Origin of the sequence: Aquimonas voraii, assembly GCF_900101825.1 — a bacterium.
Lineage (GTDB): Bacteria > Pseudomonadota > Gammaproteobacteria > Xanthomonadales > Xanthomonadaceae > Aquimonas > Aquimonas voraii.
In genome coordinates this window covers 653,680-678,700 of sequence record NZ_FNAG01000001.1, presented here as the reverse complement: position 1 = coordinate 678,700, position 25,021 = coordinate 653,680, and the positions used below count along the sequence as shown (strand labels likewise).

22 protein-coding genes are annotated in these 25,021 nt (G+C 69.1%); 16 read left to right on the top strand and 6 right to left on the bottom strand.

The features are described from left to right. Positions 1-5: 5 nt before the first annotated feature. From BLP83_RS02945 to BLP83_RS02925, 5 genes are all read right to left on the bottom strand, one after another. Positions 6-2,357 (bottom strand): motility hub landmark protein FimV, encoded by a 2,352-nt coding sequence (locus BLP83_RS02945; protein WP_091238626.1) that lies wholly within the window; start codon positions 2,355-2,357, stop codon positions 6-8. A gap of 294 nt (positions 2,358-2,651) precedes the next feature. Further along, the gene (locus tag BLP83_RS02940; RefSeq protein WP_091238623.1) at positions 2,652-3,671 is read right to left on the bottom strand and encodes an aspartate-semialdehyde dehydrogenase; all 1,020 of its coding nucleotides are present in this window, start codon (positions 3,669-3,671) and stop codon (positions 2,652-2,654) included. 148 nt (positions 3,672-3,819) lie between these two features. Next, a complete protein-coding gene (gene aroC, locus BLP83_RS02935) occupies positions 3,820-4,929 on the bottom strand; it encodes a chorismate synthase (RefSeq protein ID WP_091238621.1) in 1,110 nt (369 codons plus the stop codon). A 276-nt stretch (positions 4,930-5,205) separates the two neighbouring features. Next, positions 5,206-6,123, bottom strand: coding sequence for a 50S ribosomal protein L3 N(5)-glutamine methyltransferase (gene prmB / locus BLP83_RS02930; RefSeq protein ID WP_091238618.1), 918 nt, complete (start codon positions 6,121-6,123; stop codon positions 5,206-5,208). A gap of 94 nt (positions 6,124-6,217) precedes the next feature. Next, entirely contained in the window at positions 6,218-7,444 is a 1,227-nt protein-coding gene (locus BLP83_RS02925) for an MHYT domain-containing protein (RefSeq protein WP_176763983.1), read from the bottom strand. 180 nt (positions 7,445-7,624) lie between these two features. Between BLP83_RS02925 and BLP83_RS02920 the strand changes: the two genes are divergently transcribed. The 12 genes from BLP83_RS02920 to phoU all read left to right on the top strand — a co-directional run bounded on the left by BLP83_RS02920 (position 7,625) and on the right by phoU (position 18,731). After that, the gene (locus BLP83_RS02920) at positions 7,625-8,281 is read left to right on the top strand and encodes an SCO family protein (RefSeq protein WP_091238614.1); all 657 of its coding nucleotides are present in this window, start codon (positions 7,625-7,627) and stop codon (positions 8,279-8,281) included. 4 nt (positions 8,282-8,285) lie between these two features. After that, positions 8,286-9,134 carry an archaetidylserine decarboxylase gene (gene asd, locus BLP83_RS02915; RefSeq protein ID WP_091238611.1) on the top strand — a complete coding sequence of 283 codons (849 nt, stop codon included), beginning with the start codon at positions 8,286-8,288 and terminating at the stop codon, positions 9,132-9,134. Positions 9,135-9,137: 3 nt separating this feature from the next. Then, positions 9,138-10,667: an electron transport complex subunit RsxC gene (gene rsxC, locus BLP83_RS02910; protein ID WP_091238608.1), complete on the top strand. Its 1,530-nt coding sequence runs from the start codon at positions 9,138-9,140 to the stop codon at positions 10,665-10,667. Further along, positions 10,664-11,695: an RnfABCDGE type electron transport complex subunit D gene (locus tag BLP83_RS02905; RefSeq protein ID WP_091238605.1), complete on the top strand. Its 1,032-nt coding sequence runs from the start codon at positions 10,664-10,666 to the stop codon at positions 11,693-11,695. Before rsxC ends, BLP83_RS02905 begins: the two co-directional genes overlap by 4 nt. Continuing rightward, positions 11,692-12,354, top strand: a complete 663-nt coding sequence (gene rsxG, locus BLP83_RS02900; RefSeq protein ID WP_091238601.1) for an electron transport complex subunit RsxG — start codon at positions 11,692-11,694, stop codon at positions 12,352-12,354. Before BLP83_RS02905 ends, rsxG begins: the two co-directional genes overlap by 4 nt. A 136-nt stretch (positions 12,355-12,490) precedes the next feature. Then, positions 12,491-13,156, top strand: coding sequence for an electron transport complex subunit RsxE (gene rsxE, locus BLP83_RS02895; protein ID WP_091238598.1), 666 nt, complete (start codon positions 12,491-12,493; stop codon positions 13,154-13,156). A 340-nt stretch (positions 13,157-13,496) separates the two neighbouring features. Further along, positions 13,497-14,144 carry an endonuclease III gene (gene nth, locus BLP83_RS02885; protein WP_091238592.1) on the top strand — a complete coding sequence of 216 codons (648 nt, stop codon included), beginning with the start codon at positions 13,497-13,499 and terminating at the stop codon, positions 14,142-14,144. Between the two features lie 153 nt (positions 14,145-14,297). After that, entirely contained in the window at positions 14,298-15,395 is a 1,098-nt protein-coding gene (gene pstS / locus BLP83_RS02880; protein ID WP_091238588.1) for a phosphate ABC transporter substrate-binding protein PstS, read from the top strand. 24 nt (positions 15,396-15,419) lie between these two features. Further along, entirely contained in the window at positions 15,420-16,397 is a 978-nt protein-coding gene (gene pstC / locus BLP83_RS02875; protein WP_091238585.1) for a phosphate ABC transporter permease subunit PstC, read from the top strand. Next, positions 16,397-17,245, top strand: coding sequence for a phosphate ABC transporter permease PstA (pstA, locus tag BLP83_RS02870; protein ID WP_091238582.1), 849 nt, complete (start codon positions 16,397-16,399; stop codon positions 17,243-17,245). The genes pstC and pstA overlap by 1 nt, the downstream gene beginning before the upstream one ends. Continuing rightward, positions 17,238-18,017 (top strand): phosphate ABC transporter ATP-binding protein PstB, encoded by a 780-nt coding sequence (gene pstB, locus BLP83_RS02865; protein WP_091238578.1) that lies wholly within the window; start codon positions 17,238-17,240, stop codon positions 18,015-18,017. The genes pstA and pstB overlap by 8 nt, the downstream gene beginning before the upstream one ends. A 12-nt stretch (positions 18,018-18,029) precedes the next feature. Beyond that, complete coding sequence (phoU, locus tag BLP83_RS02860; protein WP_091238574.1) at positions 18,030-18,731, top strand: phosphate signaling complex protein PhoU; 702 nt, start codon at positions 18,030-18,032, stop codon at positions 18,729-18,731. 42 nt (positions 18,732-18,773) lie between these two features. Here phoU and creD read toward each other — a convergent pair whose 3' ends face one another. Next, on the bottom strand, positions 18,774-20,093 hold the full coding sequence (gene creD, locus BLP83_RS02855) for a cell envelope integrity protein CreD (RefSeq protein WP_176763982.1): 1,320 nt from the start codon (positions 20,091-20,093) through the stop codon (positions 18,774-18,776). A gap of 505 nt (positions 20,094-20,598) precedes the next feature. On the opposite strand from creD, the gene metG reads away from it, so the two are divergent. The 4 genes from metG to BLP83_RS02830 all read left to right on the top strand — a co-directional run bounded on the left by metG (position 20,599) and on the right by BLP83_RS02830 (position 24,630). Beyond that, positions 20,599-22,698, top strand: a complete 2,100-nt coding sequence (metG, locus tag BLP83_RS02845; protein ID WP_091238563.1) for a methionine--tRNA ligase — start codon at positions 20,599-20,601, stop codon at positions 22,696-22,698. 119 nt (positions 22,699-22,817) lie between these two features. Further along, positions 22,818-23,750: a hypothetical protein gene (locus BLP83_RS18565; protein ID WP_176763981.1), complete on the top strand. Its 933-nt coding sequence runs from the start codon at positions 22,818-22,820 to the stop codon at positions 23,748-23,750. 191 nt (positions 23,751-23,941) lie between these two features. Beyond that, entirely contained in the window at positions 23,942-24,436 is a 495-nt protein-coding gene (locus BLP83_RS02835) for a GNAT family N-acetyltransferase (RefSeq protein WP_091238557.1), read from the top strand. Further along, a complete protein-coding gene (locus BLP83_RS02830; RefSeq protein WP_091238553.1) occupies positions 24,433-24,630 on the top strand; it encodes a hypothetical protein in 198 nt (65 codons plus the stop codon). Before BLP83_RS02835 ends, BLP83_RS02830 begins: the two co-directional genes overlap by 4 nt. The last annotated feature ends 391 nt before the right edge of the window (positions 24,631-25,021 follow it).

The window sequence follows — 25,021 nt, the reverse complement described above, 5'->3', positions numbered from 1 at the left end:
AGCGATCAGCGGATTTCGTCGAGCAGTCGGCGCGCATCCTGCCGCTGTTCCGCCGTGCCTTCCTGGGTGACCTCCTCCAGCATGCCGCGGGCGCCCTCGACATCGCCCATGTCGAGGTAGGCACGGGCCAGCTCGAGCTTGGTCGCCGCCGCTTCGATCGCGTCTGCACTCAGTCCAGCATCGTCCTGGATCGGCGAGGCCACGGGCGGCGGCACCGGCGCGGGTGCAGGTGCCGTCTTGGCGGGCGTCGAATCGAACTCGAACTCCAGCGGCGCCTCGGGCTGGGTCAGGTTGGGACGCTCGATCTCCGGCACGACCAGTTCCGGCTCCGACAGATCGATGCGGAACTCGGGCTCATCCGCCGTGGCCTGCACCGTGCTGGCAAAGCCGTTGTCGGCGCGGTAGCCCGAGGTGTCGTAGGCAGAAGGCTCGGGGCTGGCTGCGGGGGCGGGCTCCCAGCCGCTGACCGGCGCGTCCTGCGAGGGCAGTTCCATGAACAGCGGGTGGTCGGGCAGCATCTCGCGGCCCATCTGCAGGGCCAGCTGCCAGTTGGCGTCGTCCGGATCGTAGACCTGGGCGTACATGGCCTCGACCGCACCCTCGAAGCGGGCGGCGTCGTTGATGCCGAAGTAGTGGCGGACCAGGTCGATGTGGCGCTCCAGGTCGTCGGGCTGTTCGGCCACGCGGTCGAGCAGTTCGCGCTCTTCCTCGTCCTCGTGCTCCTCGAAGCCGGTCGCCGCGCTGGCGCTGGCGCCAGGCATGCCGAAATCGGCACCTTCGAAGCGAGAGGGCGCAGCCGCAGCCGCTGCGGCCGCCTTCTTCTTGCCGCGCCCGCGCAGGCCGAGAAGGGCCAGCAGGCCGATCACCAAGGCACCGCCACCGCCCAGCACCAGCGGATTCTCGTACCACTCCTGGCGCGGCGGGCGCGGCGGCAGGGTCTCGGCGGGCGCCGGGGTCTCGCTGGCGGCCGGCTCGGTCACCGGCGGCGCGGCTGGCGCAGCGGGCTCTTCGATGGGCGCGGTTTCGGTTTCGGTCGCCGGCGCCGCGGCTTCGGCGGAGTCAGCGGCACTCGCCGACGCCTCGGAGGCTGGCGCGGTCGGCGGAACCTCATCGATAGCCGGCGCGGCCAACTCGCTGGCCGCAGGTTCGGTGGCCGCAGGTTCGGCTGCCGGAGCTTCGACCGCGGGCGTGGCAGCGGCCTCGGTAGCGCCGGCGGCAGCCTGCTGCGCTTCGATTTCGGCCAGTCGCTGCTGCAGCGCCCGCAGCTCGCTGCTGCGCAACTCAAGCAGGCGCTCGCTGTCGCCGCGCATCTTTTCCAGCTGCTCCACCCGCGACTTCAGCTCGCGGTTCTCCTGGCTCAGGGCTTCGCTCTGTTCGCGGGCACGCGCCAGATCGGCACGCAACTCGCTGCCATCGCCACCTGCGACGGCCCCGGTCTGCGCCGCCGAGGCGGGTTGCTCGCCGCGCGGCGGAACGATCGCCAGCCGCGAATCCGCGCGCGGAGTCTGGGTGGAGGCCGCCGCCACAGGCGTGCGATCGGTCTCGATCGGCTGTAGGGCGGTGTCGCCGCTGGTCTGCTCGCGCACCAGCTGCGAGGCTTCACGCGCCCCCACCGCGGCGATCTCCTCGCGCGAGGGGATACGCAGCACCGCGCCGGTGCGCAGACGGTTCATGTTGCCGCCAACGAAGGCCTCGGGGTTGGCGCGCTGGATCGCCACCATCATCTGGTTGATGTTGACCGAGCCGTCGGGGATCGACTGGCTGGCGATCTTCCACAGCGAGTCGCCGGAGTTGACCGGGCCGTAACTCTCGCCTGGCGCATAGGTCGGCGCGGCAGCGGCCGCCGTGCCCGCCGCCGCCAAGGGCGGCGGCGTGGCCAGCGACTCGGACGGCGCCGGGCGGACATCGCCCTGCGGCAAAGCCTGGGTCTGCGACGGATTCGCGCGAGAGGGCACGGCCAGCGGCGGATCCAGCAGCAGGGTGTATTCACGCAGCAGCTTGCCGCGGGCCCATTCAGCCTCGATCAGCAGGCTGACGAAGGGATCGCTGACGCGGTTGGGCGTGCTGATCCGGATGACCGTCTTGCCGCCCTCGCCCTGCACGATCTCGAAGCTGAGCGAGGTCAGCAGCGAAGCACTGGGGCGTTCGAGCCCGATGCGGGCGAAGGCCTCGGACGACGCCAGGCGGACCTGCAGGTCCGCGGCCTCACCGGGCGCATTCTCCAGCACGGGAATCTCCGCCAGCAGCGGCTGATTCAGGCTGGACTTCACCTGCACCTGGCCCAGGCCGAGCGCAAAGGCATTGGAGGCACCGAGCGCGAAAGCGAGCGCCACCGGCAATCTGAGCATCTTGTTCATTGAACTCTGTCCCCCATCCGCGGCGGATGTCTGGTGTTGGCCGCTTTGGGCTGCGCACGACCCGAACCGGGCCCCTCCGCGCACCCCTGATCCGCCCCGACCGTACTCCGGCTGAACGGACCAATCCTAGAAACGACATGACAACGGCGCGCTAACTATAGGTCAACGGTGACATTTCACCAACAATTAAGGCCGCACCTGCGAGCGCAGGCACGGACCCGAGGGTGAACGCAATCACATTTCGTGACATTGGTGCGGCGACAAGGTGCCGCACCCGCCCTTGGAAGCCAGGCATCAGCCCCGTTCGGCCAGCAGCAGCTCGGCGATCTGCACGGCGTTGAGCGCAGCTCCCTTGCGGATGTTGTCGGCGACGATCCAGAGGTCGAGGCCGCGCGGGTGACTGATGTCCTCGCGGATGCGGCCGACAAAGACCGGATCCTTGCCCGCCGCGTGCGTCACCGGCGTCGGGTAGCCGCCCTTGGCGCGCTCGTCCACCACCACCACGCCCGGGCTCTGTTCCAGCAGCGCACGCGCCGCTTCGGCCGTGACCTTCTCGCGGGTTTCGATGTGTACCGCCTCGGAATGACCGAAAAACACCGGCACACGGACGGCGGTCGGGTTCACCTCGATGCTGTCGTCGCCGAGGATCTTGCGGGTTTCCCACACCAGCTTCATTTCTTCCTTGGTGTAGCCGTTGTCGAGAAAGTCGTCGATGTGCGGGATCAGGTTGAAAGCGATCTGCACCGGGAAACGCTGCGGATTCGGGTCCTGGAAGGCCAGCAGCGCCGCCGTTTGCTTGCCGAGCTCCTCCAGCGCCGAGCGCCCTGCCCCTGACACGGATTGATAGGTCGCGACGTTGATGCGGGTGATGCCGTAGCTGCGATGGATCGGCGCCAGGGCCACCAGCATCTGCATGGTCGAGCAGTTCGGATTGGCGATGATGCCGCGCGGGCGGTTTCTGATCGCTTCCGGATTGACTTCGCTGACCACTAGCGGCACGTCGGCATCGCGCCTGAAGTGCGAGGTGTTGTCGATCACCACGGCACCCGCCGCCGCGGCGCGCGGCGCGTGCTCGGCAGACACGCTGCCACCGGCGGAGAAGAAGGCGATGTCGACGCCGGCGAAGTCGAAGTTCGCGAGATCACGCACGGTGTAGCTGCGCTCACCGCAGCGGACCAGGTCGCCCGCAGAGCGCTCGGAGGCCAGTGGAATCAGCTCGGTGAAGGGAAATTTGCGCTCGGCCAGGATCTCCAGAAGGGTCTCACCTACGGCGCCGGTGGCGCCGACCATCGCGATCTTCAGGCTCTTGGACATCGAGGGTTTCCGTGCTCGGGGGTGGGAGTCGCAGGCCGCGCACTCTAGCGTGCGCCGCAGCTGATGCAACGCAGCACGCGCTGCGCTGACAGATGTTCATGTCGCGGGCGGGCGATTCACGGGCGAATCACGCGCCCGATCGGGCAAGTCAGTGCGGCGGCTCCCCGACCTGCCCGGGCACCCGCGGCGGGGCCTCGACATCGCCGCACTGGGCGCGATGCAGCAGGGCCTGGTCCATCAGCACCAGAGCCACCATGGCCTCGGCGATCGGTGTGGCGCGGATGCCCACGCAGGGATCGTGGCGGCCGTGGGTCACGACCTCAGCAGCGTTGCCGTGGCGATCCACACTGCGGCCCGGCAGGCGAAGGCTGGAAGTGGGCTTCAGCGCCAGATGGCAGATCAGGTCCTGACCCGTGCTGATGCCGCCGAGCACACCGCCGGCGTGGTTGCTGAGAAATCCTTCGGGCGTCATCTCATCGCGATGCTCGGTGCCGAGCTGTCCGGCCACCGCCATGCCGTCGCCAATCTCCACACCCTTGACCGCATTGATGCCCATCAGCGCAGAGGCCAGCTCTGCATCGAGCTTGGCGTACAGCGGCGCGCCCCAGCCGGGGGGCACGCCTTCGGCCACGACGGTGACGCGCGCGCCGACCGAATCGCCGGCCTTGCGCAGGGCGTCCATGTAGGCCTCCAGCGTCGGCACGTGCTCGGCATCGGGCCAGAAGAAGGGATTGCCCTCGACCGCGTCCCAGTCGAGCTTGGCCGGCAGGTGCGGGCCGAGCTTCGAGACATAGCCGCGCACGCGCACGCCGAAGCGTTCGGCCAGCCACTTCTTGGCGATCACGCCGGCCGCGACGCGCACGGTGGTCTCGCGCGCCGAGGAGCGGCCGCCGCCGCGGTGATCGCGAACGCCGTACTTCTGCAGGTAGGTGTAGTCGGCATGCGCCGGCCGGAACACGTCGACCAGGTTGCCGTAGTCCTTGCTGCGGGCATCGACATTGCGGATCAAGAGCGCCAGCGAAGTGCCGGTGGTGACGCCTTCGAACACGCCGGACAGGATCTCCACCTCGTCAGCCTCGCGTCGCTGCGAGGTGTGGCGGGACTTGCCGGTGGCGCGGCGCTCGATGTCGTGGCGGAAGTCCTCGGGCGCGATCGCGATGCCGGGCGGCAGTCCGTCAATGACGCAGCCGATCGCGGGGCCATGGCTCTCGCCGAAAGTGGTGACGCGCAGAAGATGGCCGAAGGTGTTGTGCGACATCGCTATCCCATCAGGTGGGTGTTGACCCACGACTCGTGTACTTGGCGGGCATCGCGCGCAAATCGGGTGGGCCCTGGCCCACCGTGGCCGCGAACGCGCCTCGGTGAAGGGAGGCGTCTGAATGCCGATGCCTCCAACGCACTGTGCGACTGCACGCCCGAGGCAATTTCAGGCACAGCGCCGGCAGCTTTCGAAAGCAAAAACCAGCGGCGCCAAAGCAGCGTCATGCTCCGGTGGGCCAGAGCCCACCCTATGAGCTCACGGAAACCGAACGCCTCAACGCGCGTCCGCCAGCGCCTTGATCGTAGCGGCGTGGGCCACGAGGTCGCCGCGCTCGACCACGAAAACGCCCATCTGTCCTACCTTGAACTCGACCCAGGCGAAAGGCACTTCGGGCAGCAGGTGCACGAGCGCGCGTTCGCTCTCGCCCACTTCGACGATCAGCAGACCGTTCTCGGTGAGGTGCTCGGGCGCGTCGCGCAGGATCTTCAGCGCGAGGTCCAGGCCATCGTCACCGGCGCGCAGACCCAGCTCGGGCTCGTGCGCGTACTCGGCCGGCAGCGCGTCGACCTCGGCGTGGGTGACATACGGCGGGTTGCTGACGATCAGGTCGTACTGCTCACCTGCCAGCCCGGCAAACAGGTCGCTGCGGATCGCGCGCACGCGATCGCCGACGTCGAAGCGGGCGATGTTCTCGCGCGCCAGATCCAGTGCGTCCTCACTGATGTCGACCAGGTCGACCTGCCACTCCGGGTTGTGCACAGCGGTGGCGATGCCGATGCAGCCCGAGCCCGTGCAGAGGTCGAGCGCGCGCTGCACCCAGCGGCCGCCCAGCCAGGGCTCGAAGCCGGCCTCGATCAGCTCGGCGATCGGCGAGCGTGGCACCAGGGCACGCGGGTCGGTCTTGAAGGCCAGCTGCGCGAACCAGGCCTCGCCGGTGATGTAGCAGGCGGGGATGCGCTCGCGGATGCGCCGTTCGAACAGGCTCAGGACCAGATCGCGCTCTTCCGCGGTCAGGCGTGCGGCGCCGTAGGCCGGGGACAGGTCGTGCGGCAGATGCAGGGCGTGCAGCACCAGCTGCGTCGCTTCGTCCAGCGCGTTGTCGTAGCTGTGGCCGAAGGTGAGGCCCGCCTGGCCAAAGCGCGTCGCGCCATAGCGGATGAAGTCGATGAGGCTGCGGAGTTCGGCGGGCATGGGTCACGGCGACGGGAGAACGGCCGCGAAGTATAGCGGCTACCCCCTGCTCAGCCCGGGCGGCCGGATGGGTCCCGCCCGGGCACAAGCCGGCTCAAGCGGCAGCGCCCAGGCCGTCTGCCTCGGCGGCCTGCTCGATCAGCCACTCCAGCGATCCTGCGCGTGCGCCCGCGCGCAGCAGCAGCATCTGCGCATTGCCGCCGTCGGCGGGCGCGATCGCGAGGCCGAACTCGAAGCCCAGCCCGGCGGCTGACAGAGGCGCCAGAAGCGGCATGAGTTCGGACCGACTCCAGGTCAGCAGCGCCGCGGTGTCGTCCGTGTCCAGCACCAAGGTGAGCTGCTCGCTGCCGCTGCGGGCCAGCGGTCCGATGTTCCTGAGGCCGCGCTGGAGCGCCAAGGCCAGCGTCTTGAGATCCTCGTCGCCACGGCCCGAGCCGGCCTCGATGCCGATGCTGAGCAGGCTGAAGCGCGCGCCGCGCGCGAGCCGGGCCGTCACCCACTGGCCGAGGCGCGGGCGGTTCGCCAGCCCGGTGATCCCGTCGATGAAAGCCAGGTCCTTGACCCGTGCAGCCTCGGCCCGGGCTTCACGCTCGCGCCGCAGGACCTCGCGCGCGTCGGCCACCGCAAAAGCGATTGCGATGGCCAGACCGAGGAGGCTCAGGATCACCACCGGCGTGCTCATGAATTCGGCGCTGAGTGCGTTCGAGCTGGCGCAGAAGGCGTTGGCATCGAAGCGCGCCGCCGCCATGCCGCTGTAGTGCATGCCGGCCACGGCCAGCCCCATGATGCCGGCGGCGCCCAGGCGCAGGCCGATGTCGCGCCAGCTCGCCACCACCTTGAGCTGGGCAACCACGAACAGCGCCGCTGCCGAGGCCGATACGGCGATCAGGACCGAGACCGTGAACCAGACGGGGTCGTAGCCGATGCCCGGCTCCATGCGCATGGCCCACATCCCACCGTAGTGCATGAGGCAGATGCCCGCGCCCATGGCCAATGCACCGTAGGCGATGCGCGCGCGATTGAGTCCGCTGCCGGTCACCAGCACCAGGGCCAGCGCCGACACGGCGACCGCAGCGACCCAGGACAGCACGGTGATGCCCAGGTCGAAGCTGATCGCCACCGGCAGCTCGAACGCCGTCATGCCGACGAAATGCATGGACCAGATGCCGCTGCCCATGGCCAAGGCACCGGCCAACAGCCAGCCGCGACGACGCCCGGCGACGCCGTCCACGCGCCCGGCGAACTCGATGGCCACATAGCTGGCCAGCGCAGCGATGAAAACGGACAGCACGACCAGCGGCGTCTCGTAGGTGCCCTGCATGGGAGCCTTGACCTGTGTGAGGGGCGCGCAGGGTGCGCGCAGGCCGATGAAGCGCCGATGCAGCTTTTGCGAAGCCTGCGTGATGAGACGTCCACAAGGCGAGCTTTCGCCTGCAGTCATCGCCTCCGTTCGGTGCTTCCGAATCCGGGCGCCATCGGCCCCGCCGTATACTTCGGCCCCATGAATACGTCCGCCCCCGCCAGCAGCGGCAAGCTGCCCGTCCTCGCCGTGCTGATCGCCGCGCTCGCCGCCGGCGTCGGCCTCTACGCCGGCCAGCGCTTCTTCGCACCTGCCGACCTGCCGCAGATGCAGAACAGCCTGCTGTATCCGCAGTTCAAAGAAATCCCCGACTTCAGCCTGACCGCCGAGGACGGCCGCGCCTTCACACTCGCCGACCTCAAGGGGCGCTGGAGCCTGGTCTTCATCGGCTTCACCCACTGCCCGGACATCTGCCCGACCACGCTGGCCGACCTCGCCAAGGCGCGCAAGGCGATGGAAGACCTGCCCGAGATCGATCGTCCGCAGATCGTCTTCGTCAGCGTCGACCCCGAGCGCGACAGCCCCAAGCTGGCCGGCGACTACGCCAAGTACTTCGACCCGACCGCCCGCGGCGTGACCGCAGACCACAGCGCCCTGCAGCCCTTCACCCGCAGCCTCGGCATGGTCTACATGCAGAGCCCGCTGGAGGAAGGCGGCTACACGGTCGACCACAGCGCCTCCGTGGCGATCATCAATCCCGAGGGCCTGCAAGTGGGTCTGGTGCGACCGCCGCTGGATCCGGCCAAGATCGCTGCCGACCTGCGCGCGCTGGCCGCGCATCGCGTCGCCGGGAGCTGAGCGGATGTCGCCCTCCCTGCTGCTGCAGTACCTGCTGCCCCATCGCTTTCTGTCGCGCCTGGTGATGTGGGCGACGCGCGTGCGCATCCGCGCCTGGAAGAACTTCCTGATCCGCCAGATCAGCACGCGCTTTGCGGTGAATTGGGACGAGGCCGACTCGGCCAATCTCGACGACTACCCGCACTTCAATGCCTTCTTCACCCGACGCCTGAAAGCCGGCGCGCGCCAGCCCGACCCGGCCGCCGACAGCCTGCTGATGCCCGCTGACGGCCGCATCAGCCAGCTTGGCCGGATCGAGCGCGGACGGATCTTCCAGGCCAAGGGCCAGAGCTTCACCGCCGCCGAGCTGCTGGGCAGCGATGAGGCCGCCGCTCCGTTTGCCGATGGCTGGTTCATCACCGTCTACCTGTCGCCGCGCGACTACCACCGCGCCCACATGCCCTGGACCGGGCGGTTGATCGAAACCGTGCACATCCCGGGCCGACTGTTCAGCGTCGCGCCCTTCGCGGTGGCCGGCATTCCGCGTCTGTTCGCGCGCAACGAGCGCCTGGTCTGCCGCTTCGAGACCGATCGCGGGCCGATGGCGGTGGTGATGGTCGGCGCCATGCTGGTGTCTGGCGTGGAAACGGTCTGGGGCGGGGTCGAGATTCCGCCCTACGGCTCGGGCATCGTCCGCCGTGACCTGCGTGACAGGAACATCACGCTCGAACGCTTCGCCGAGATGGCGCGCTTCAACATGGGTTCGACCGTGATCGTCTGCCTGCCGAAGCAGGGCTTCGAGCTCGACGACGGCCTGTTCCCCGAGAATCCGGTGCGGGTCGGCCAGCGGCTGGGCTGGGCGCGCGACGCCTAAGCCATGGCGCAGCTCTACCGCTTCCACGGTGGGCTGCCGCTGGACGGCCGCAAGGGCCGGCTGCCGATCGAGCCGATCCGCACAGCCCCGCTGCCTGCGCGCCTGTGCCTGCCGCTGCGCATGCACGCACGTGGCCGGCTCGCGCCCTGCGTGGTGGCCGGCCAGCGCGTGCATCGCTTCGAGGTGCTGGCACGGCCCGAGGACAGCGGCGGCGCGTGCCTGAATGCGCCCACGGCGGGCGTGATCGAAGCCATCGAGCCACGCGGCCTGCCGCATGCGCCCGGCGACATCGATCTCGCCCTTGTCCTGCGCGTTGACGCGGATTCACCCTTCGACGCCCTGCCCTTCGCGCCCATCGAAGACTGGCCCGAACGCGGTCCGGCCGAGCTGCGCGCACGCCTCGTCGAAGCCGGTGTGGCGGGCCTGGGCGGCGCCGTGTTTCCGACCGCCGACAAACTCATGCAGGCGTGCGACACCCTGATCCTGAACGGCGCCGAATGCGAGCCCTACATCGCCTGCGATGAGCGTCTGCTGGCCGAACGCGCCGAAGAGGTGCTGCGCGGCGGCCTGCTGCTGCGGCATGTGCTGGGGGCGCAGCGCGTGCTGGTCGCCATCGAGGACAGCATGGCGCCGGCGCGCGAGGCGCTGATGGCGGCGCTGACCCGCATCAACGTCGACACACTGCAGCTTGTCGAAGTGCCGACCCGCTACCCGCAGGGCGGCGAGCGCCAGCTGATCGAGGTGCTGACCGGCCGCGAGGTGCCCATCGGCGGCCTGCCGCAAGACCTCGGCATCGTCGTCCACAACGTCGGCACGGCAGCAGCCGCCTGGCGCGCGGTGGTGCACGGCGAGGCCCTGGTCGAGCGGATCGTCAGCGTCACTGGCCCCGGCGTGGTCGAGCCCGCCAACTGGCGGGTGGCCCTGGGCACGTCGATCGCCGATCTGGTCGCGGCCAGCGGCGGCTACACCGAGCGTGCACAACGCCTGGTCATGGGAGGCGGAATGATGGGCGTCAGCCTGCCGGACGACGGCTTTCCCATCGTCAAAGCCAGCACCTGCGTGCTGGTGCTGGACAGCGCGAGCGCGCGTCCGGTCGAAGCCGCCCTGCCCTGCATCCGCTGCGGCGACTGCGCCGAGGTCTGCCCGCCGCGCCTGCTGCCGCAGCTGCTGCATGAGAGTCTTCGCTCGGAGGACATCGAAGACGCCGCGCAGCTGGGCTTGGAGGCCTGCATCGAATGCGGGCTCTGCGACCTGGCCTGCCCTTCGCACATTCCCCTGGTGCAGGGCTTCCGCTCGGGCAAGACGCGACTGAAGCTGGCCCGTCGCAAAGCCATCGACGCGCATCAAGCGCGCGCGCGCTACGAGGCCCGCGCAGTGCGCTTGGAGCGCGAGAAGCAGGAACTCGCCGCACGTCGCGCCGAGGCCGGCAAGCAGGCCGCCAGCCGGGCCGCGATCGCGGCCGCGATTGCCAAGGCCAAGGCGCGCAGCGCGGGCAAGTCCGCCGAGTCGGCGCGCGAGGACGAGGCGCCGTGAAGACCTTCGACACCGCGCCCGCCCCGCACCTGCCAGCGCGCGGCAGCGTGCGCGCGCTGATGCTCGAAGTGCTGGTCGCCCTGGTCCCCGGCGTGCTGGCCCATGTCTACTTTTTCGGCCCCGGCCTGCTGGTGCAGATCGCGCTGGCGGTGTCGTTCGCGCTGGTTGTCGAAGCCGTCTGCCTGAAGCTGCGCGGGCGCGCGCTTGCGCCCTTCCTGGGCGACGGCAGCGCCGCACTCGCGGCCGTGCTGTTCGCGCTCTGCCTACCGCCACTGGCGCCCTGGTGGGTGTCGGCGCTGGGCATGGCGGTGGGAATTGGCCTGGCCAAACACGCTTATGGCGGGCTGGGCTACAACCTGTTCAATCCGGCCATGGCCGGCTATGCCGTGGTGCTGGTCAGCTTTCCGCTGGAACTCAGCCAGTGGCTGGCGCCGCGCGGCCTGGCCGCCGAGGCCCCCGGCCTGATTGAAAGCCTGCAGATCATTTTCCGCGGGTCCACGCCGGCCGCCGGCTGGGACGCGATCAGCATGGCCACGCCGCTGGACACCGTGCGCCAGCTCTCCTTGCAAGGTCAGACCCTGGTCGAGATCCGCAGCGATCCGCGCTTCGGCGATTTCGGCGGCCGCGGCTGGGAGTGGGTGGCCAACTTCTTCGCACTGGGCGGGCTGTGGCTGCTGATCCGCCGCAAAATCCCCTGGCAGACGCCGGTGGCAACCCTGGGCAGCGTGATCCTGCTCAGCCTGCCGTTCTGGGCGATGGAGCCCGACGTGCATCCGTTTCCGCTGCAGCACGTGTTCTCGGGCGCGCTGGTGCTGGCGGCCTTCTTCATCGTCACCGACCCGGTCTCAGGCTGCAGCACCCCGCGCGGTCGCTTGATTTTCGGCGCCGGTGTCGGCGTGCTGACGCTCGCCATCCGCCGTTGGGGCAGCTATCCCGATGCGATCGCGTTTGCCGTGCTGCTGATGAACTGCGCTGCGCCCTTCATTGACCGCCATACCCGGCCACGGGTCTATGGAGCGCCACGATGAGCGGCGCCGGCCTGCGTCGCGCGGCCCTGCTGCTGGGCGCCTGCGCGCTGATCGCGATCGGCGCGCTGAGCGTGGTCGAACGCCTGACTCGCGAGCGCATCGAGAACGCCCGCGCCGCCGCCGAACGCGCAGCACTCGCTGTCGTGCTGCCGCCGACGCGCTACAACAACGACCCGATCGCCGATTCGGTCTGGGTGCGCGCGCCGCAGTGGCTGGGCCGCGAAGCGCCGGCGCGGATCTGGCGCGGGCGTTTGGGCGACAGGCCCAGCGCGCTGGCCATGGAAACCACCGCCCCCGAGGGCTACAGCGGCGACATCGAACTGCTGCTGGGCGTGGACGCTGCGGGTACCGTGATCGCCGCGCGCGTCACCCGCCATGCGGAAACGCCGGGGCTCGGCGACCCCATCGAGCGCGAGCGCAGCGACTGGATCGAGAGCTACAACGGTCGCAGCCTTGGCGACACGCCGCTGCCGCGCTGGACCGTGCGCCGCGAGGGTGGCGACTTCGACAGTTTCAGCGGCGCCACCCTCACCCCGCGCGCGATCGCCCGCGGCCTGGGCCGCACGCTCGCTTTCCTGCAGCGCCATGGCGAGGCGATCTGGGCCGCCGAGCCCGGCGCACGCCTGCACTTCGAGGATGCCCCAGATGCGCGCGACTGACGCCGGAGGCTCAGATGCCGGGACCGTTTCGACGGCGACTGCGTCGACAAGGGCAACATCCATCGCGGCCCTGGGCACAGCGCCCGTAGCCAGCGCTCCCGCGCAGGCCACAGCGCCTTCCGTGCCGTTTGGGTCCATGAGTGCCGTGCCGCTGGACTCGTCACCCTTCACCCTGCCCGACCGCGCCGAAGCCGCCGCCACGCTCGAAGCCGGCCTGTGGAGCCAGAACGTCGGCCTGGTCCAGCTGCTGGGCCTGTGCCCGCTGCTGGCGGTCAGCAGCACCGCAGTCAACGCCCTCGGCCTCGGTCTTGCGACGCTTCTGGCACTGACCGCGACCAACACTGCGATCGCGCTGATCCGCCGGCTCACTTCCGCGGAAGTGCGCATCCCCGCCTTCGTGATGGTCATCGCCGCGGTGGTGACTTCGATCGAACTGGCCATGCACGCCTTCCTGCCGGCCCTGCACGCGGTGCTGGGCATCTTCCTGCCGCTGATCGTCACCAACTGCGCCATCCTGGGCCGCGCCGAAGCACTGGCCAGCCGCACCGATCCCGCCCGCGCCGCCCTCGATGGATTCGCCATGGGACTCGGGTTCTTGGGCGTGCTGCTGATTCTCGGCCTGCTGCGCGAGGGCATCGGCCAGGGCAGCCTGTTCGCCGACGCCGGCCGCCTGCTCGGCCTGCCCCGGCTGGAACTGGACTTCAGCAGCCACCGCTTCCTCATCGCTGCGCTGCCGCCCGGCGCCTTCGTCCTGCTCGGCCTGCTGATCGCCGCCCGCCAGGCCTCGCTCAACCGACGATAGGTTCCGATATCCCCGACCGCTCATAGGGTGGGCCCCGGCCCACCATGAGCTCCACGCTCGCCCCTGTTCCCGATGCCGGCTTCGCTCGCCTGACCCTCAACCGCATCCTCATTCGCCGAGCGCCCGGCCGCGCTGACGCATAGGGTGGGCCCTGGCCCACCGTGAGCTCCGCACTCGCCCCACGCCCCGACCGCCCATGACTCTGCCCCCCAAGAACGCGAAGCACCGCGCGCCCAACTCGAAGAAGACATCAACCCGCGCGGGCAAAACCAAGATGGTGACGAAAGCCGCGAAGAAGCCGGCTCTGCCCAAGACCGCCGAGACCCCACCCAGCCGGCCGATGGCGCCGACAGCGCGCTTCGAGTTCTTCCGCCGCCTGCGCGAGCTCAACCCCGAACCCAAGACCGAGCTCGAATACAGCAGCGCCTTCGAGCTGCTGATCGCGGTGCTGCTCTCGGCGCAGGCCACCGACGTCAGCGTCAACAAGGCCACCCGCAAGCTCTTCCCGATCGCCAACACCCCGCAGGCCCTGCTGGATCTCGGCGAGGACGGCCTACGCGAGCGGATCTCGACCATCGGCCTGTACAAGGCCAAGGCCGCCAATACAATCGCCACCTGCCGGCTGCTGCTCGAACGCCACGGCGGCGAGGTGCCCGGCGACCGTGAATTCCTCGAAGCGCTGCCGGGGGTGGGGCGCAAAACCGCCAATGTGGTGCTGAACACCTGGTTCCGGCAGCCGGCGATGGCGGTCGATACCCATATCTTCCGGGTCGCCAACCGGACCGGCCTGGCGCCGGGCAAGGACGTGCGTGTGGTCGAGGACGCCCTGATGAAGCGCGTGCCGGCCGAGTTCCTGATGGACGCCCACCACTGGCTGATCCTGCATGGGCGCTATGTCTGCAAGGCGCAGAAGCCGGACTGCGGGCTGTGCGTGGTGCGGGACCTGTGCCAGTTCCGCCACAAGGCGGCGTTGTCCAGTCCAAGCTGAGCCTGCGGCAGCCGTCGTCGGTCGCGCGGAACCCAGCCCAAGCGCACACTTTGCCGCCGCGAAAGACCTTCATCGCCCCTGCGGGAGCAGGCTGTCATACAGCTGTCACGAAAATGCAGCATTTTTCTCCGACCACCTGAACGAGTCGACCCCATGCGCCGCCACGCCCTGCCCCGCCTGCTGACCCTGTCCCTCGCTACCGCCCTGCTCGCCGCCTGCGGCGGCTCCCAGCCGCCGGCGACCGGCGCTGCCAGCGGCGCCAGCGACGCCCCTGCCGCAGCACCCGCGACAAAAGCCCAGCAGCTCACCGGCGCGGGCTCGACCTTCGTCTTTCCGGTGCTGTCGCGCTGGTCGGCCGAGCACAACCGCCTGACCGGCGCCCAGGTCAATTACCAGTCGATCGGCTCGGGCGGCGGCATTGCCCAGGTCAAGGCAGGCACGGTCGATTTCGGCGCCAGCGACAAGCCGCTGGCTACCGCCGAGCTCACTGAATCGAACCTGGTGCAGTTCCCGATCGTGATCGGCGGCGTGGTGCCGGTGGTCAACCTCGAGGGCGTGCAGCCGGGTCAGATCAAGTTCACCGGCGCCCTGCTGGCCGACATCTACCTGGGCAACATCACCCAGTGGAACGACCCGCGCATCGCCGAGATCAACCCCGAGCTCAGCCTGCCTGAGGCCGAAATCCAGGTCGTCTACCGCAGCGACGGTTCGGGTACCACCTTCAATTTCAGCAGCTTCCTCAACAAGGTCAGTCCGGACTGGGCTGCCAAGGTCGGTGAAGGCACCGCCCTGTCCTGGCCGAAGGGTGTGGGCGGCCGCGGCAACGAGGGCGTCGCCGCCTTCATCCAGCAGCTGCCGAATTCGATCGGCTACGTCGAACTGAGCTATGCCCTGCAGACCGGCGGCGTTTACGGCGCCGTGCAGAATGCCGCCGGCCAGTTCGTGCAGCCGAACGCCGAGAGCTTCCAGGCCGCCGCCGCCAGCGCCGACTGGACCAATGCCCAGGACTTCAACCTGGTGATCACCAACGCGCCTGGCGAGGCCGCCTGGCCGATCGCCGCCTCGGTGTTCGTGCTGATGCCGAAGAACGGCAAGCCGGAAGCGCGCCAGGGCGTGCTCGAGTTTTTCGGCTGGGTGCTCGACAACGGCCAGCCGATGGCGACCGAGCTGGACTACGTGCCCCTGCCGCAGCCGCTGGCCGAGCAGGTCAAGGCCTACTGGCAGGCGCAGTTCCCGACCAGCGAAGGTTGATCGAGGCCGTCCGAGCCCACGCCAATGCAAACCCCACTGGCTTCCTCCGCCGGGCACGCGGTTGAACAGCGTGCCCGCGCGGATGCGCGCTATGACCGCCTGTTCCGCTGGAGCATGGCGGCCGCCGGCGGCTTCGTGCTGCTGGCCCTGATCGGCATCGCCGCTTCCATGCTGTGGGGCGGGCTGAACGCCCTGCAGACCTTCGGGCCGGGCTTCTTCACCTCGACCGAATGGAACCCCGTCGAGCGCCAGTTCGGCGCCGGCGTGGCGATCTACGGCACCCTGGTGACTTCGGGCATCGCGATCCTGATCGCGGTGCCCGTCAGCTTCGGCATCGCCCTGTTCCTGACCGAGGTGGCACCCGCCTGGCTTCGCGCGCCGGTGTCCTCGGCGATCGAGCTGCTGGCTGGCATCCCCTCGATCATCTACGGCATGTGGGGCCTGTTCGTGCTGGTGCCGGTGATGTCGAAATACGTCAATCCCTGGCTGGATGCCACGCTCGGCGAGCTGCCGCTGATCGGGCATCTGTTCTCCGGCCCGCCGCTCGGCCTGGGCACGCTGACCGCCGGTCTGGTGCTGGCGATCATGATCATCCCCTTCATCAGCTCGGTCATGCGCGAGGTCTTCCTGACCGTGCCGACCCGGCTGAAGGAATCGGCCTACGCGCTCGGTTCGACCACCTGGGAAGTTGCCTGGCACATCGTGCTTCCGTACACGCGTTCGGCGGTGATCGGCGGCATCTTCCTGGGCCTGGGCCGCGCGCTCGGCGAGACCATGGCGGTGACCTTCGTGCTGGGCAACGCCAACCGCATCAGCGCCAGCCTGCTGGAGCCCGGCAATTCGATCACCGCGACGGTGGCCAACGAATTCGCCGAGGCGCGCGATCCGCTGCATCTGGGTTCGCTGCTCATGCTCGGCTTCACCCTGTTCCTGATCACCTTCGTGGTGCTCAGCATCGCCAAGCTGATGCTGCTCAGCCTGAAGCGCCGGGAGGGCCAGTGATGTCCAACGCCCTGTACCTGCGCCGTCGCCTGCGCAACACCGCGGCCCTGATCCTCGCCGGTGCGGCCACCCTGTTCGGCCTGTTCTTCCTGGTCTGGATCCTGTGGACCACGCTGGGCCGCGGCATCGCTGCGCTGGATCTGAACCTGTTCACCCAGATGACGCCGCCGCCGGGTCAGGACGGCGGCATGGCCAATGCCCTGTTCGGCAGCGTGGTGATGAGCCTGCTGGCCATCCTGATCGGCGCGCCGGTCGGCATCGCCGCCGGCACCTTCCTGGCCGAGTACGTCAACCGCCGGGCGCTGGGCGAGGTGATCCGCTTCGTCAACGACATCCTGCTGTCGGCGCCGTCGATCGTGATCGGCCTGTTCGTCTACGCACTGGTGGTGCAGCACACGCGCTTCTCGGCGCTGGCCGGTGCGCTGGCGCTGGCCTTCATCGTGCTGCCGGTGGTGGTGCGCACCACCGACGAGATGCTGCGCCTGGTGCCCTCGCAGATGCGCGAGGCCGCGCTCAGCCTCGGTATCCCGCAGTGGAAGGTGACCGTGCACGTGCTCTACCGCGCGGCTGCTCCCGGCATTCTCACCGGCGTGCTGCTGGCGCTCGCCCGCATCTCCGGCGAAACCGCACCGCTGCTGTTCACCGCCTTCTCCAACCAGTACTGGAGCACCGACCTCACGGGCGCCATGGCGAACGTGCCGGTGGTGGTGTTCCAGTTCGCGATGAGCCCCTTCCCCGCCTGGCAGGCGTTGGCCTGGTCCGGCGCGCTGGTCATCACCCTGTTCGTGCTGCTGCTGAGTCTGGCGGCGCGTACCTTCCTGCTCCGCAAGTCCCAAGGCCATGACTGACAGCCCCGCAGCGGCACCCGCGCTCAAGATGGACGTGCGCGGCCTGAACTTCCACTACAACGGCTACCACGCGCTGCGCGACATCCACCTGCCGATTCCCGAGCGTCAGGTGACCGCGTTGATCGGCCCCTCGGGCTGCGGCAAGTCCACCCTGCTGCGCTGCCTGAACCGGATCTACTCGCTGTACCCGGGTCTGGTGGCCAGCGGTGAGGTGCGCTTGGACGGCGAGAACATCCTCGACCCGAAGTACCCGCTGAACCGCCTGCGCAGCAAGGTCGGCATGGTCTTCCAGAAGCCCGTGCCGTTCCCGATGAGCATCCACCAGAACGTGGCTTGGGCAATCCAGCACCACGAGACGCTGTCGCGCTCCGAGCTCGACGACCGCGTCGAGGCCGCGCTGCGTCAGGCGGCGCTGTGGGAGGAGGTCAAGGACAAGCTCAAGCAAAATGCGCTGGGCCTGTCCGGCGGCCAGCAGCAGCGCCTGTGCATCGCTCGCGCGGTGGCGCTGCGGCCCGAGGTGATCCTGCTCGACGAACCGACCTCGGCGCTCGACCCGATCGCCACCGGCAAGATCGAGCAGCTGATCGCCGAGCTGAAGCAGCAGTTCACCATCGTCATCGTCACCCACAACATGCAGCAGGCCGGACGCTGCTCCGACCACACCGCCTTCATGTACCTGGGCCAGCTGATCGAGCACGGCGAGACCGAGCGCATCTTCACCAACCCCTCGAACCCGCAGACCGAGGGCTACATCACCGGCCGCTTCGGCTGATCGGAGCGCGCCATGCACGAATCGCACATCCACAAGAACTACGACGCCGAGCTGGCCCGCCTGGGCCAGGAACTCGAAGCCATGGGCGCAGCCGCGGCGCAGCAGCTCGAAGCCGCCCTCGTTGCGCTGGAACAGCGCGACGACGCCGCGGCCGAGCGCGTGGTGGCGGGCGACCTCGCGATTGATCGCCGCGAGAGCGAAGTCAGCCACGACGTGCTGCGCCTGCTCGCGCTGCGCCAGCCGGTGGCCCGCGACCTGCGCGAGGTGCTGGCCGCCCTGCGCATCGCCAGCGACATCGAGCGTGTCGGCGACCTTGCCGCCAACCTCGCCAAGCGCTGCCGCGTGCTCAACACGCAGCCGGCGGTGCCGGCCGCGGCCGGCCTGCGCCCGCTCGCCGAATTCGCCCGGCGCCAGCTGCGCGACGTGCTGCGCGCCTACGTGCAGCGCGATGTGGCGCTGGCGATTGCCGTGCGCGAGCGCGATGCCGAGCTCGACCGTCTGCACACCGAGCTGTTCCGTGCCCTGCTGGGCTGGATGGCCGAGGACAGCGCGCACATCGGTGCCGGCACGCACCTGCTGTTCATCGCCAAGAACATCGAGCGCATCGGCGACCACGCCACCAACATCGCCGAGAACGTCTGGTTCATCGAGCACGGCGAGACGCCGCTCGAAGCCCGCGAGAAGCGCGACGCCAGCAGCAGTGTCAGCGACTGAGGACGCGGCCCGCCAAGGCGGACCGCACCCTCCGCTGCCGTCTCAGGCGGACTTGCGACCCAGCGCCGCCCAGCGCACCCGCCGGGTCGCCAGCATGAACACCGCCAGACAGCCGAACAGCACCAGCGCGCCGCCCAGCAGGGCGTAGTCCTCGGCTTTCAGCAGCGCGTAGAGCAGCGCATACAGACCCGCCAGCAGACCGGCGCTGGCCCAGCCCTTGGCGCGGCTTTCGAGCACGCCGGCGAGATAGGCCGCGATCAGCGCGATGCAGGCCAGGGCGGCCAGCAGATACGCCGGACCGAAGCCGATGTGCTCGCTGAGCGCCAGCAGCAGCAGGAAGAACATCGCCAGCGCCAGCCCGATCAGGCCGTAGTGCAGCGGGTGCAGCTCATCGCCGCCGACCACTTCGACGAAGAACACCGCGCCGAACACCAGCACCAGCACCAGCAGGGCGTATTTCATGGCGCGCTCGGTCATCAGATAGCGGTCGACCGGATCGACCAGTCGCAGCCCGAAGGCGTGGGTGGCCGCACCCGCGCAGTGCGTGTTCTCCAGTCCGCACTGGCGCACCGCCTGCTGGGCCTGGCTGGCCAGGCGCGAGACCTTCCACTGCGCGCTGAAGCCGTCCTCACGCAGCTCGGGCGCCTGCGGCAGCAGGTCACCGCCAAAGGAGGGGTGCGGCCAGTCGCCCGCCAGGCGCACTTCGGTATCGGCACCGACGGGCACGAAGTCCAGCGCCTCGGTGCCGCTGATTTCGGCCTCAAGCTGGACGCTGACCGCCGGGGCATCGAGCTGGGCCAGGGGCAGCGCGGCCTGCACGCCGGCTTCAAGCCAGGGCAAGCGAGCCCCGGGTTCGACATTCAGCGCTTTGCCGCCTGCGCTGAGGGCGAGACTGCGGATGCCACGGTTGTCGCCGAGCCCCAACACCAGGTCGGCACGGATCGCGCGTTCGCCCTCGCCGATCAGGCCTTGGACATCGAATTCCGCCTTGGCCCTCAGCTGCAGGTGATACAGCAGGGCGAGGAACAGGGATCGACCGCGGCGCTCGCTGGTGAACCCCGCTTCGTAACTCAGGCGCGCCGGCAGCACGAGGCGCGCCTCGCGAACGGTCTTGGTCTCGATCACCTCACGCTGCACGCCGTCTTCGGTGACCAGTCGCCGCTCAGGCAGGACCCGTTCAAGCTCGACGCGCAGCAGCGGGCCGACGATGCGCTGTGCCCGGCTGCTGCTCTGCGCGACTTCGGCACGCACTTCCGCGGCGCGCTGTTTGCGCTCGTACACCAAGCCGTTCAACAGCAGGATCGGCACCAGCAGCACGAACATGGTGAAACCGATCAGGGGGATCTTGAAACCGAGTCGCATGGCGCGCTCCACGGAAGAGGGAGCCTGCATTGAGCGGCAGCGCCGTGGCAGCGCAGCGCGCGGGTTCTGGCGATTTGCGGGCGTCGAGGGGAGAGCCGGGATTGGGGATTCGGGATTGGGGATTCGGGATTCGGGATTCGGGATTCGGGATTCGGGATTCGGGATTCGGGATTCGGGATTCGGGATTCGGGATTCGGGATTCGGAACGAGTGTGGACCAAGGTCTGGCGCGCTGCGGCCGCGCGCTGCTCGCCCCCCAACATCGAACCCGCATAGGGTGGGCCCTGGCCCACCATGAGCTGCGCCCTCGCCCCGGTCGATGCGGGATGCGAGACTCCAAAAGAGCACGGTCCCACGCCTGTAGCGCTGCGGCCGCCCGTGCGCCGCTCCATCCAGCGGCCTGGCTGCAGGCGACCGCCCGTGCACACCGTCGCATTCCTCCTTTCTCTGCTCCCTACCCTCGCATGGGATAATCCGCGGCCGTTTGTCCTGGCCGCATCCCGATCATGTCCGACCACGCCCCGCTGCTCGTCACCTGCGCCCTGCCCTATGCCAATGGCCACCTGCATCTTGGCCATCTGGTCGGCTACATCCAGGCCGACATCTGGGTGCGCGCGCAGCGCATGCAGGGCCGCGAAGCCTGGTTCGTCTGCGCCGACGATGCCCACGGCACGCCGATCATGCTGGCCGCCGAAAAGGCCGGCCTGGCGCCGGAAGACTTCATCCGCGGCATCCAGCAGAGCCATGAGCGCGACTTCGCCGACTTCGGCGTGGCCTTCGACCACTACCACAGCACGCATTCGGACGAGAACCGCGCCCTCGCCGAGCTGATCTACGGCCGCATCAAGGGCGATTACATCGCCCGCCGCAGCATCCAGCAGCTGTTCGACCCCGAGCGGCAGATGTTCCTGCCCGACCGCTACATCAAGGGCGACTGCCCCAAGTGCGGCTCGACCGACCAGTACGGCGACAACTGCGAAGTCTGCGGCGCCACCTACGCGCCGACCGATCTCAAGAACCCGCGCTCGGTGGTCTCCGGGGCCGTGCCCGAGCTGCGCGAGAGCGAGCACTACTTCTTCGAGCTGCCGAAGTTCGAGGCCTTCCTGCGCGAGTGGCTGGCCGGCGATGTCGCGCATGCGGGCGTGCGCGCCAAGCTCGCCGAGTGGCTCGACGGCGGCCTGCGCGACTGGGACATCTCGCGCGACGCGCCCTATTTCGGCTTCGCCATTCCCGATGCGCCCGGCAAGTTCTTCTACGTCTGGCTGGACGCCCCGATCGGCTACCTCGCCAGCTTCAAGGCCCTGTGCGCTGCGCGCGGCATGGATTTCGACGCGCTCACGGCCGCCGGCAGCGGGGTGCGCATGCACCACTTCATCGGCAAGGACATCATCAACTTCCACGGCCTGTTCTGGCCGGCGATGCTGAAGGGCGCGGGCATGAACGTGCCGGCCCAGCTGCACGTCAACGGCTATCTGACCGTCAACGGCGCCAAGATGTCGAAGTCGCGCGGCACCTTCGTTCAGGCGAGAACCTATCTGGATGCAGGCCTCAACCCGGAATTCCTGCGCTACTACTTCGCGGCCAAGAGCTCGGGCGGCGTCGACGACCTCGACCTGAACCTCGAGGACTTCGCCCAGCGCGTCAACGCCGACATCGTCGGCAAGTTCGTCAATATCGCCAGCCGCTGCGCGGGCTTCATCGAGAAGCGCTTTGCCGGCCAGCTGGCCGAGGCCCTGAGCGATGCCAACCTCGAGCACTACCTCGGCGCCTGGGATCGGCTGTCGCAGGCCTGCCTGGGTGAGCGCGGCGCCTTCGCCAGCGGCGACTTCAACGGCGCACTGCGCCGGATCATGGCCGAGGCCGACGCCACCAACGAGCTCATCGCCGCCCAAGCGCCGTGGGCGCTGGCCAAGCAGGAAGGCCGCGAGGCCGAGCTGCATGCGATCTGCACGCTGGCGATCAACATGCTCCGCCTGCTGGCCGGCTTCCTCGCGCCCGTGCTGCCGGCGACGGTCGCCCGGATCGAAACCTTCCTGCAGAGCCCGCTGGCCGCCTTCGAGACCCTGGCGCAGCCCCTGCTCAATCACGCGATTGCGCCCTATGCCGCACTCGCCACCCGCATCGACCCCAAGCACATCGAGACCATGATCGAGAACAGCAAGGAAAGCCTCGCCCCCGCAGCGGACGCCACCAAGCCCGCGGCCAAGCCCGAGGCTGCGGCCACGCCTGCGGCCTCCGCACCGCCGGCTGCGAATGCCGAATCCCCACTCCCCAATCCCATCTCCATCGACGACTTCGCCAAGCTCGACCTGCGCATCGGCAAGGTGCTGGAGTGCGGCTTTGTCGAAGGCAGCGACAAGCTGCTGCGCTTCAAGCTCGATGCCGGTGATCTGGGCGAACGCCAGATCTTCAGCGGCATCCGCGCCGCCTACGCCGAGCCGGAGAAGCTCGTCGGCCGCAGCGTGGTGTTCATCGCCAACCTGGCCCCGCGCAAGATGCGCTTCGGCATCAGCGAAGGAATGATCCTGTCGGCCGGCACCGGCGGCGACGATCTGTTCCTGCTCGACGCGGATGCGGGTGCCAAGGCCGGCGCGCAGGTGAAGTAAGTCTGCAGAGCGAAGTCGCATCGGCGTCGGCGACGGCGCCGTGCGCTCGCCCATGTCGTTTTGCCCATCGAATCTCGCAACTGTCCATGCAGACCGATCTGCATCGCCAGGAGATTCCCATGAACATCGCGACATCCAAGCCCTTGGGCGCCACGCGCCTGCTCACCCTCGCCGTCGCCGCACTCATCAGCACCACTGCGGCCGCCGAGTTCCCCCGCGTCGAGCCCGCCAAGGGCGTGCGCATGGACACGCTCGCCGAGCTGGCCCTGAAGGACGGACGCCACGTCCAGTTCCTGTCGTTTCCAGACACCCGCGAGATCGTCGTCGGCCAGACCGCGCCCGCCGGCAGGGCTGAGGGCGCGCTGGACAGCGAAGCCGGCGCCACGCCGCTGGAGATGTTCCTGCTGATGACGCCGGACCACGTGCCCGTGCCGCGACTGCTGGTCGAACTGGAAGGCGTGTTCAGCGAAGCCAAGACCTACGCCAGTGACGGCGCCAGCCCCAGCCTCGAGGGCCTGCGCGAAGGGCGGGCACCGGCGCCGAAGTACGCGCAGAAGGACCGCGCGATCGCCGACCAGGTCGCCCTGCGCGGCGTGGTGGAAGCGCTGGATGCGCCGGTGCAGCTCGCCGACGCGCCCCCGCTGTTCGAGCTCAGCCAGGCGAAGGCGGGGGCCGGCTCCTGCGGCTCGGACGGCATGGCCTACTTCACCGAGAACCACTGCGGCACGATGGGTCCGGGCGGCTACGGCGTCACTGAAACCGACTGCGACGCCGGACTGTCGAGCTGGATCCAGCGCACCAGCAGCGCCACCATGCGCCACACCTACACGCGCATGGCGTCCTGCAGCACCTCGGCCGTGGTCAAGCACAGCTACGCGGTGATCGGCGGCTGGCACCAGCAGTTCAGCGCCGAACAGGGCAGCAACACGGTCAGCAGCTGGGCCAGCTGGAAGGACGGCGTCGCCCGCGATCGCCGCGCCCGCTTCGAGCGCATCGGCGACAGCGGCGGCGTGCGCGGCTGGACCCGCTACTTCAAACAGCTGACCGACTGAGAGCCCGTGAGACCCCTCCGCCCACTGCGGCGTACGTGTTCTCACACGCTCTGATCGCAGCTTCGCCTGCCTTGAGGGCGGCCCGGGTTCGCGCCCGGACCGCCCTTTCTTCAAGACAGGCCTTGGCCACTTGAAGGCGTGGCGACGCAGTCCCAGTCTTGGCGGCCTGAACGACGCTCATCGGCGAAGACATGCATCTACGCGACGCCACGCCCCAGGATTTCCCCCGCCTGCTCTCACTCAACGCCGAACAGGTGCAGTACCTGAGCCCCTTGGAGTCAGCGAAGCTGGCGCACCTGCACGCCCAGGCGAACTGGCATCAGGTGATCGAAAACGAAGCCGGCGTCTGTGCCTTCCTGCTGGCCGTGGCACCCGGCGCCGACTACGACAGCCCCAACTACCGCTGGTTCGACGCGCGCGGCGGACGCTTCCTCTACATCGACCGCGTCGTGGTCGCGGCGTCCGCCCAGGGCCGGGGCTGCGGCCGCCGGCTGTACGAGGCGCTGTTCGACTTCGCCCGTACGTCCGGCGTCGACTCGCTGGTCTGCGAGTACGACCTCGATCCACCCAACCCGGTCTCGGCCGCCTTCCACGCGCGCTTCGGCTTTGTCGAGATCGGCCGTCAGAGGGCCAACGGCAAGCAGGTGTCGATGCAGGCGGCCAACATCGACAGAACTCGCGGATGACGCCCGAGGAGAAGCAGGGCGCATCGCGAGGCGAGTGCTGGGCGTGCGATGTCGTGCTTCCGCCCCTGTGGCTGCTCGGCAGCGTGCTCTTCAATTTCGCGCCGCCGCGCAGCCTGACACGGGGGCAGCGGCGGCTAACGCTGTTGTTCTGGTCGCTTCCGCTCGGCATCGCCCTGTGGGCCGTCATGCGCTGAGAGCGCATGAAGAAACCCAAACGCCGTGGCGAGGGCGTCTCTGGGCGTTCGCGGCAAAGCGCGGCACGTGAATTCAAGGGAGTCTGGCGAACTAGTGACCGCGGAATTCGCGTAGCGCGCTGCCGCCGCGGGCGGCCACAGGCGGCCGCAGTAGGCCGATGGTTTTTTCATACGCTCTGGGGACCTGCCTTCCGCCATCGCCAGCCAAGGCCAACGCGCCGCGTGAGGACGTCGCGCAGCGAGTTCGGCGGGCGCGGGCTGGACAGTCCCTTGAGTTCGCCGCCACTGCCTGGCCTTGGCCGCAGGGCGCGCTCGTCGCCCGGACTTCCGGGCACTTGCGCTGCCGCTCGGCGGGAGAGGGCCAAGGCTTCAAGCGGCAGGCGTCGCGGAC

Excerpts from the sequence above, each read along its gene's own strand:
- metG (WP_091238563.1), top strand. The coding sequence starts at position 20,599 with ATGTCCGACCACGCCCCGCTGCTCGTCACCTGCGCCCTGCCCTATGCC.
- BLP83_RS02945 (WP_091238626.1), bottom strand. The coding sequence starts at position 2,357 with ATGAACAAGATGCTCAGATTGCCGGTGGCGCTCGCTTTCGCGCTCGGT.
- rsxC (WP_091238608.1), top strand. The coding sequence starts at position 9,138 with ATGGCGCAGCTCTACCGCTTCCACGGTGGGCTGCCGCTGGACGGCCGC.
- phoU (WP_091238574.1), top strand. The coding sequence starts at position 18,030 with ATGCACGAATCGCACATCCACAAGAACTACGACGCCGAGCTGGCCCGC.
- BLP83_RS02835 (WP_091238557.1), top strand. The coding sequence starts at position 23,942 with ATGCATCTACGCGACGCCACGCCCCAGGATTTCCCCCGCCTGCTCTCA.
- creD (WP_176763982.1), bottom strand. The coding sequence starts at position 20,093 with ATGCGACTCGGTTTCAAGATCCCCCTGATCGGTTTCACCATGTTCGTG.
- rsxG (WP_091238601.1), top strand. The coding sequence starts at position 11,692 with ATGAGCGGCGCCGGCCTGCGTCGCGCGGCCCTGCTGCTGGGCGCCTGC.
- nth (WP_091238592.1), top strand. The coding sequence starts at position 13,497 with ATGGCGCCGACAGCGCGCTTCGAGTTCTTCCGCCGCCTGCGCGAGCTC.
- BLP83_RS02830 (WP_091238553.1), top strand. The coding sequence starts at position 24,433 with ATGACGCCCGAGGAGAAGCAGGGCGCATCGCGAGGCGAGTGCTGGGCG.
- pstA (WP_091238582.1), top strand. The coding sequence starts at position 16,397 with ATGTCCAACGCCCTGTACCTGCGCCGTCGCCTGCGCAACACCGCGGCC.
- pstC (WP_091238585.1), top strand. The coding sequence starts at position 15,420 with ATGCAAACCCCACTGGCTTCCTCCGCCGGGCACGCGGTTGAACAGCGT.
- BLP83_RS18565 (WP_176763981.1), top strand. The coding sequence starts at position 22,818 with ATGAACATCGCGACATCCAAGCCCTTGGGCGCCACGCGCCTGCTCACC.
- BLP83_RS02920 (WP_091238614.1), top strand. The coding sequence starts at position 7,625 with ATGAATACGTCCGCCCCCGCCAGCAGCGGCAAGCTGCCCGTCCTCGCC.
- BLP83_RS02940 (WP_091238623.1), bottom strand. The coding sequence starts at position 3,671 with ATGTCCAAGAGCCTGAAGATCGCGATGGTCGGCGCCACCGGCGCCGTA.
- rsxE (WP_091238598.1), top strand. The coding sequence starts at position 12,491 with ATGAGTGCCGTGCCGCTGGACTCGTCACCCTTCACCCTGCCCGACCGC.
- pstB (WP_091238578.1), top strand. The coding sequence starts at position 17,238 with ATGACTGACAGCCCCGCAGCGGCACCCGCGCTCAAGATGGACGTGCGC.
- pstS (WP_091238588.1), top strand. The coding sequence starts at position 14,298 with ATGCGCCGCCACGCCCTGCCCCGCCTGCTGACCCTGTCCCTCGCTACC.
- aroC (WP_091238621.1), bottom strand. The coding sequence starts at position 4,929 with ATGTCGCACAACACCTTCGGCCATCTTCTGCGCGTCACCACTTTCGGC.
- asd (WP_091238611.1), top strand. The coding sequence starts at position 8,286 with ATGTCGCCCTCCCTGCTGCTGCAGTACCTGCTGCCCCATCGCTTTCTG.
- BLP83_RS02925 (WP_176763983.1), bottom strand. The coding sequence starts at position 7,444 with ATGCAGGGCACCTACGAGACGCCGCTGGTCGTGCTGTCCGTTTTCATC.
- prmB (WP_091238618.1), bottom strand. The coding sequence starts at position 6,123 with ATGCCCGCCGAACTCCGCAGCCTCATCGACTTCATCCGCTATGGCGCG.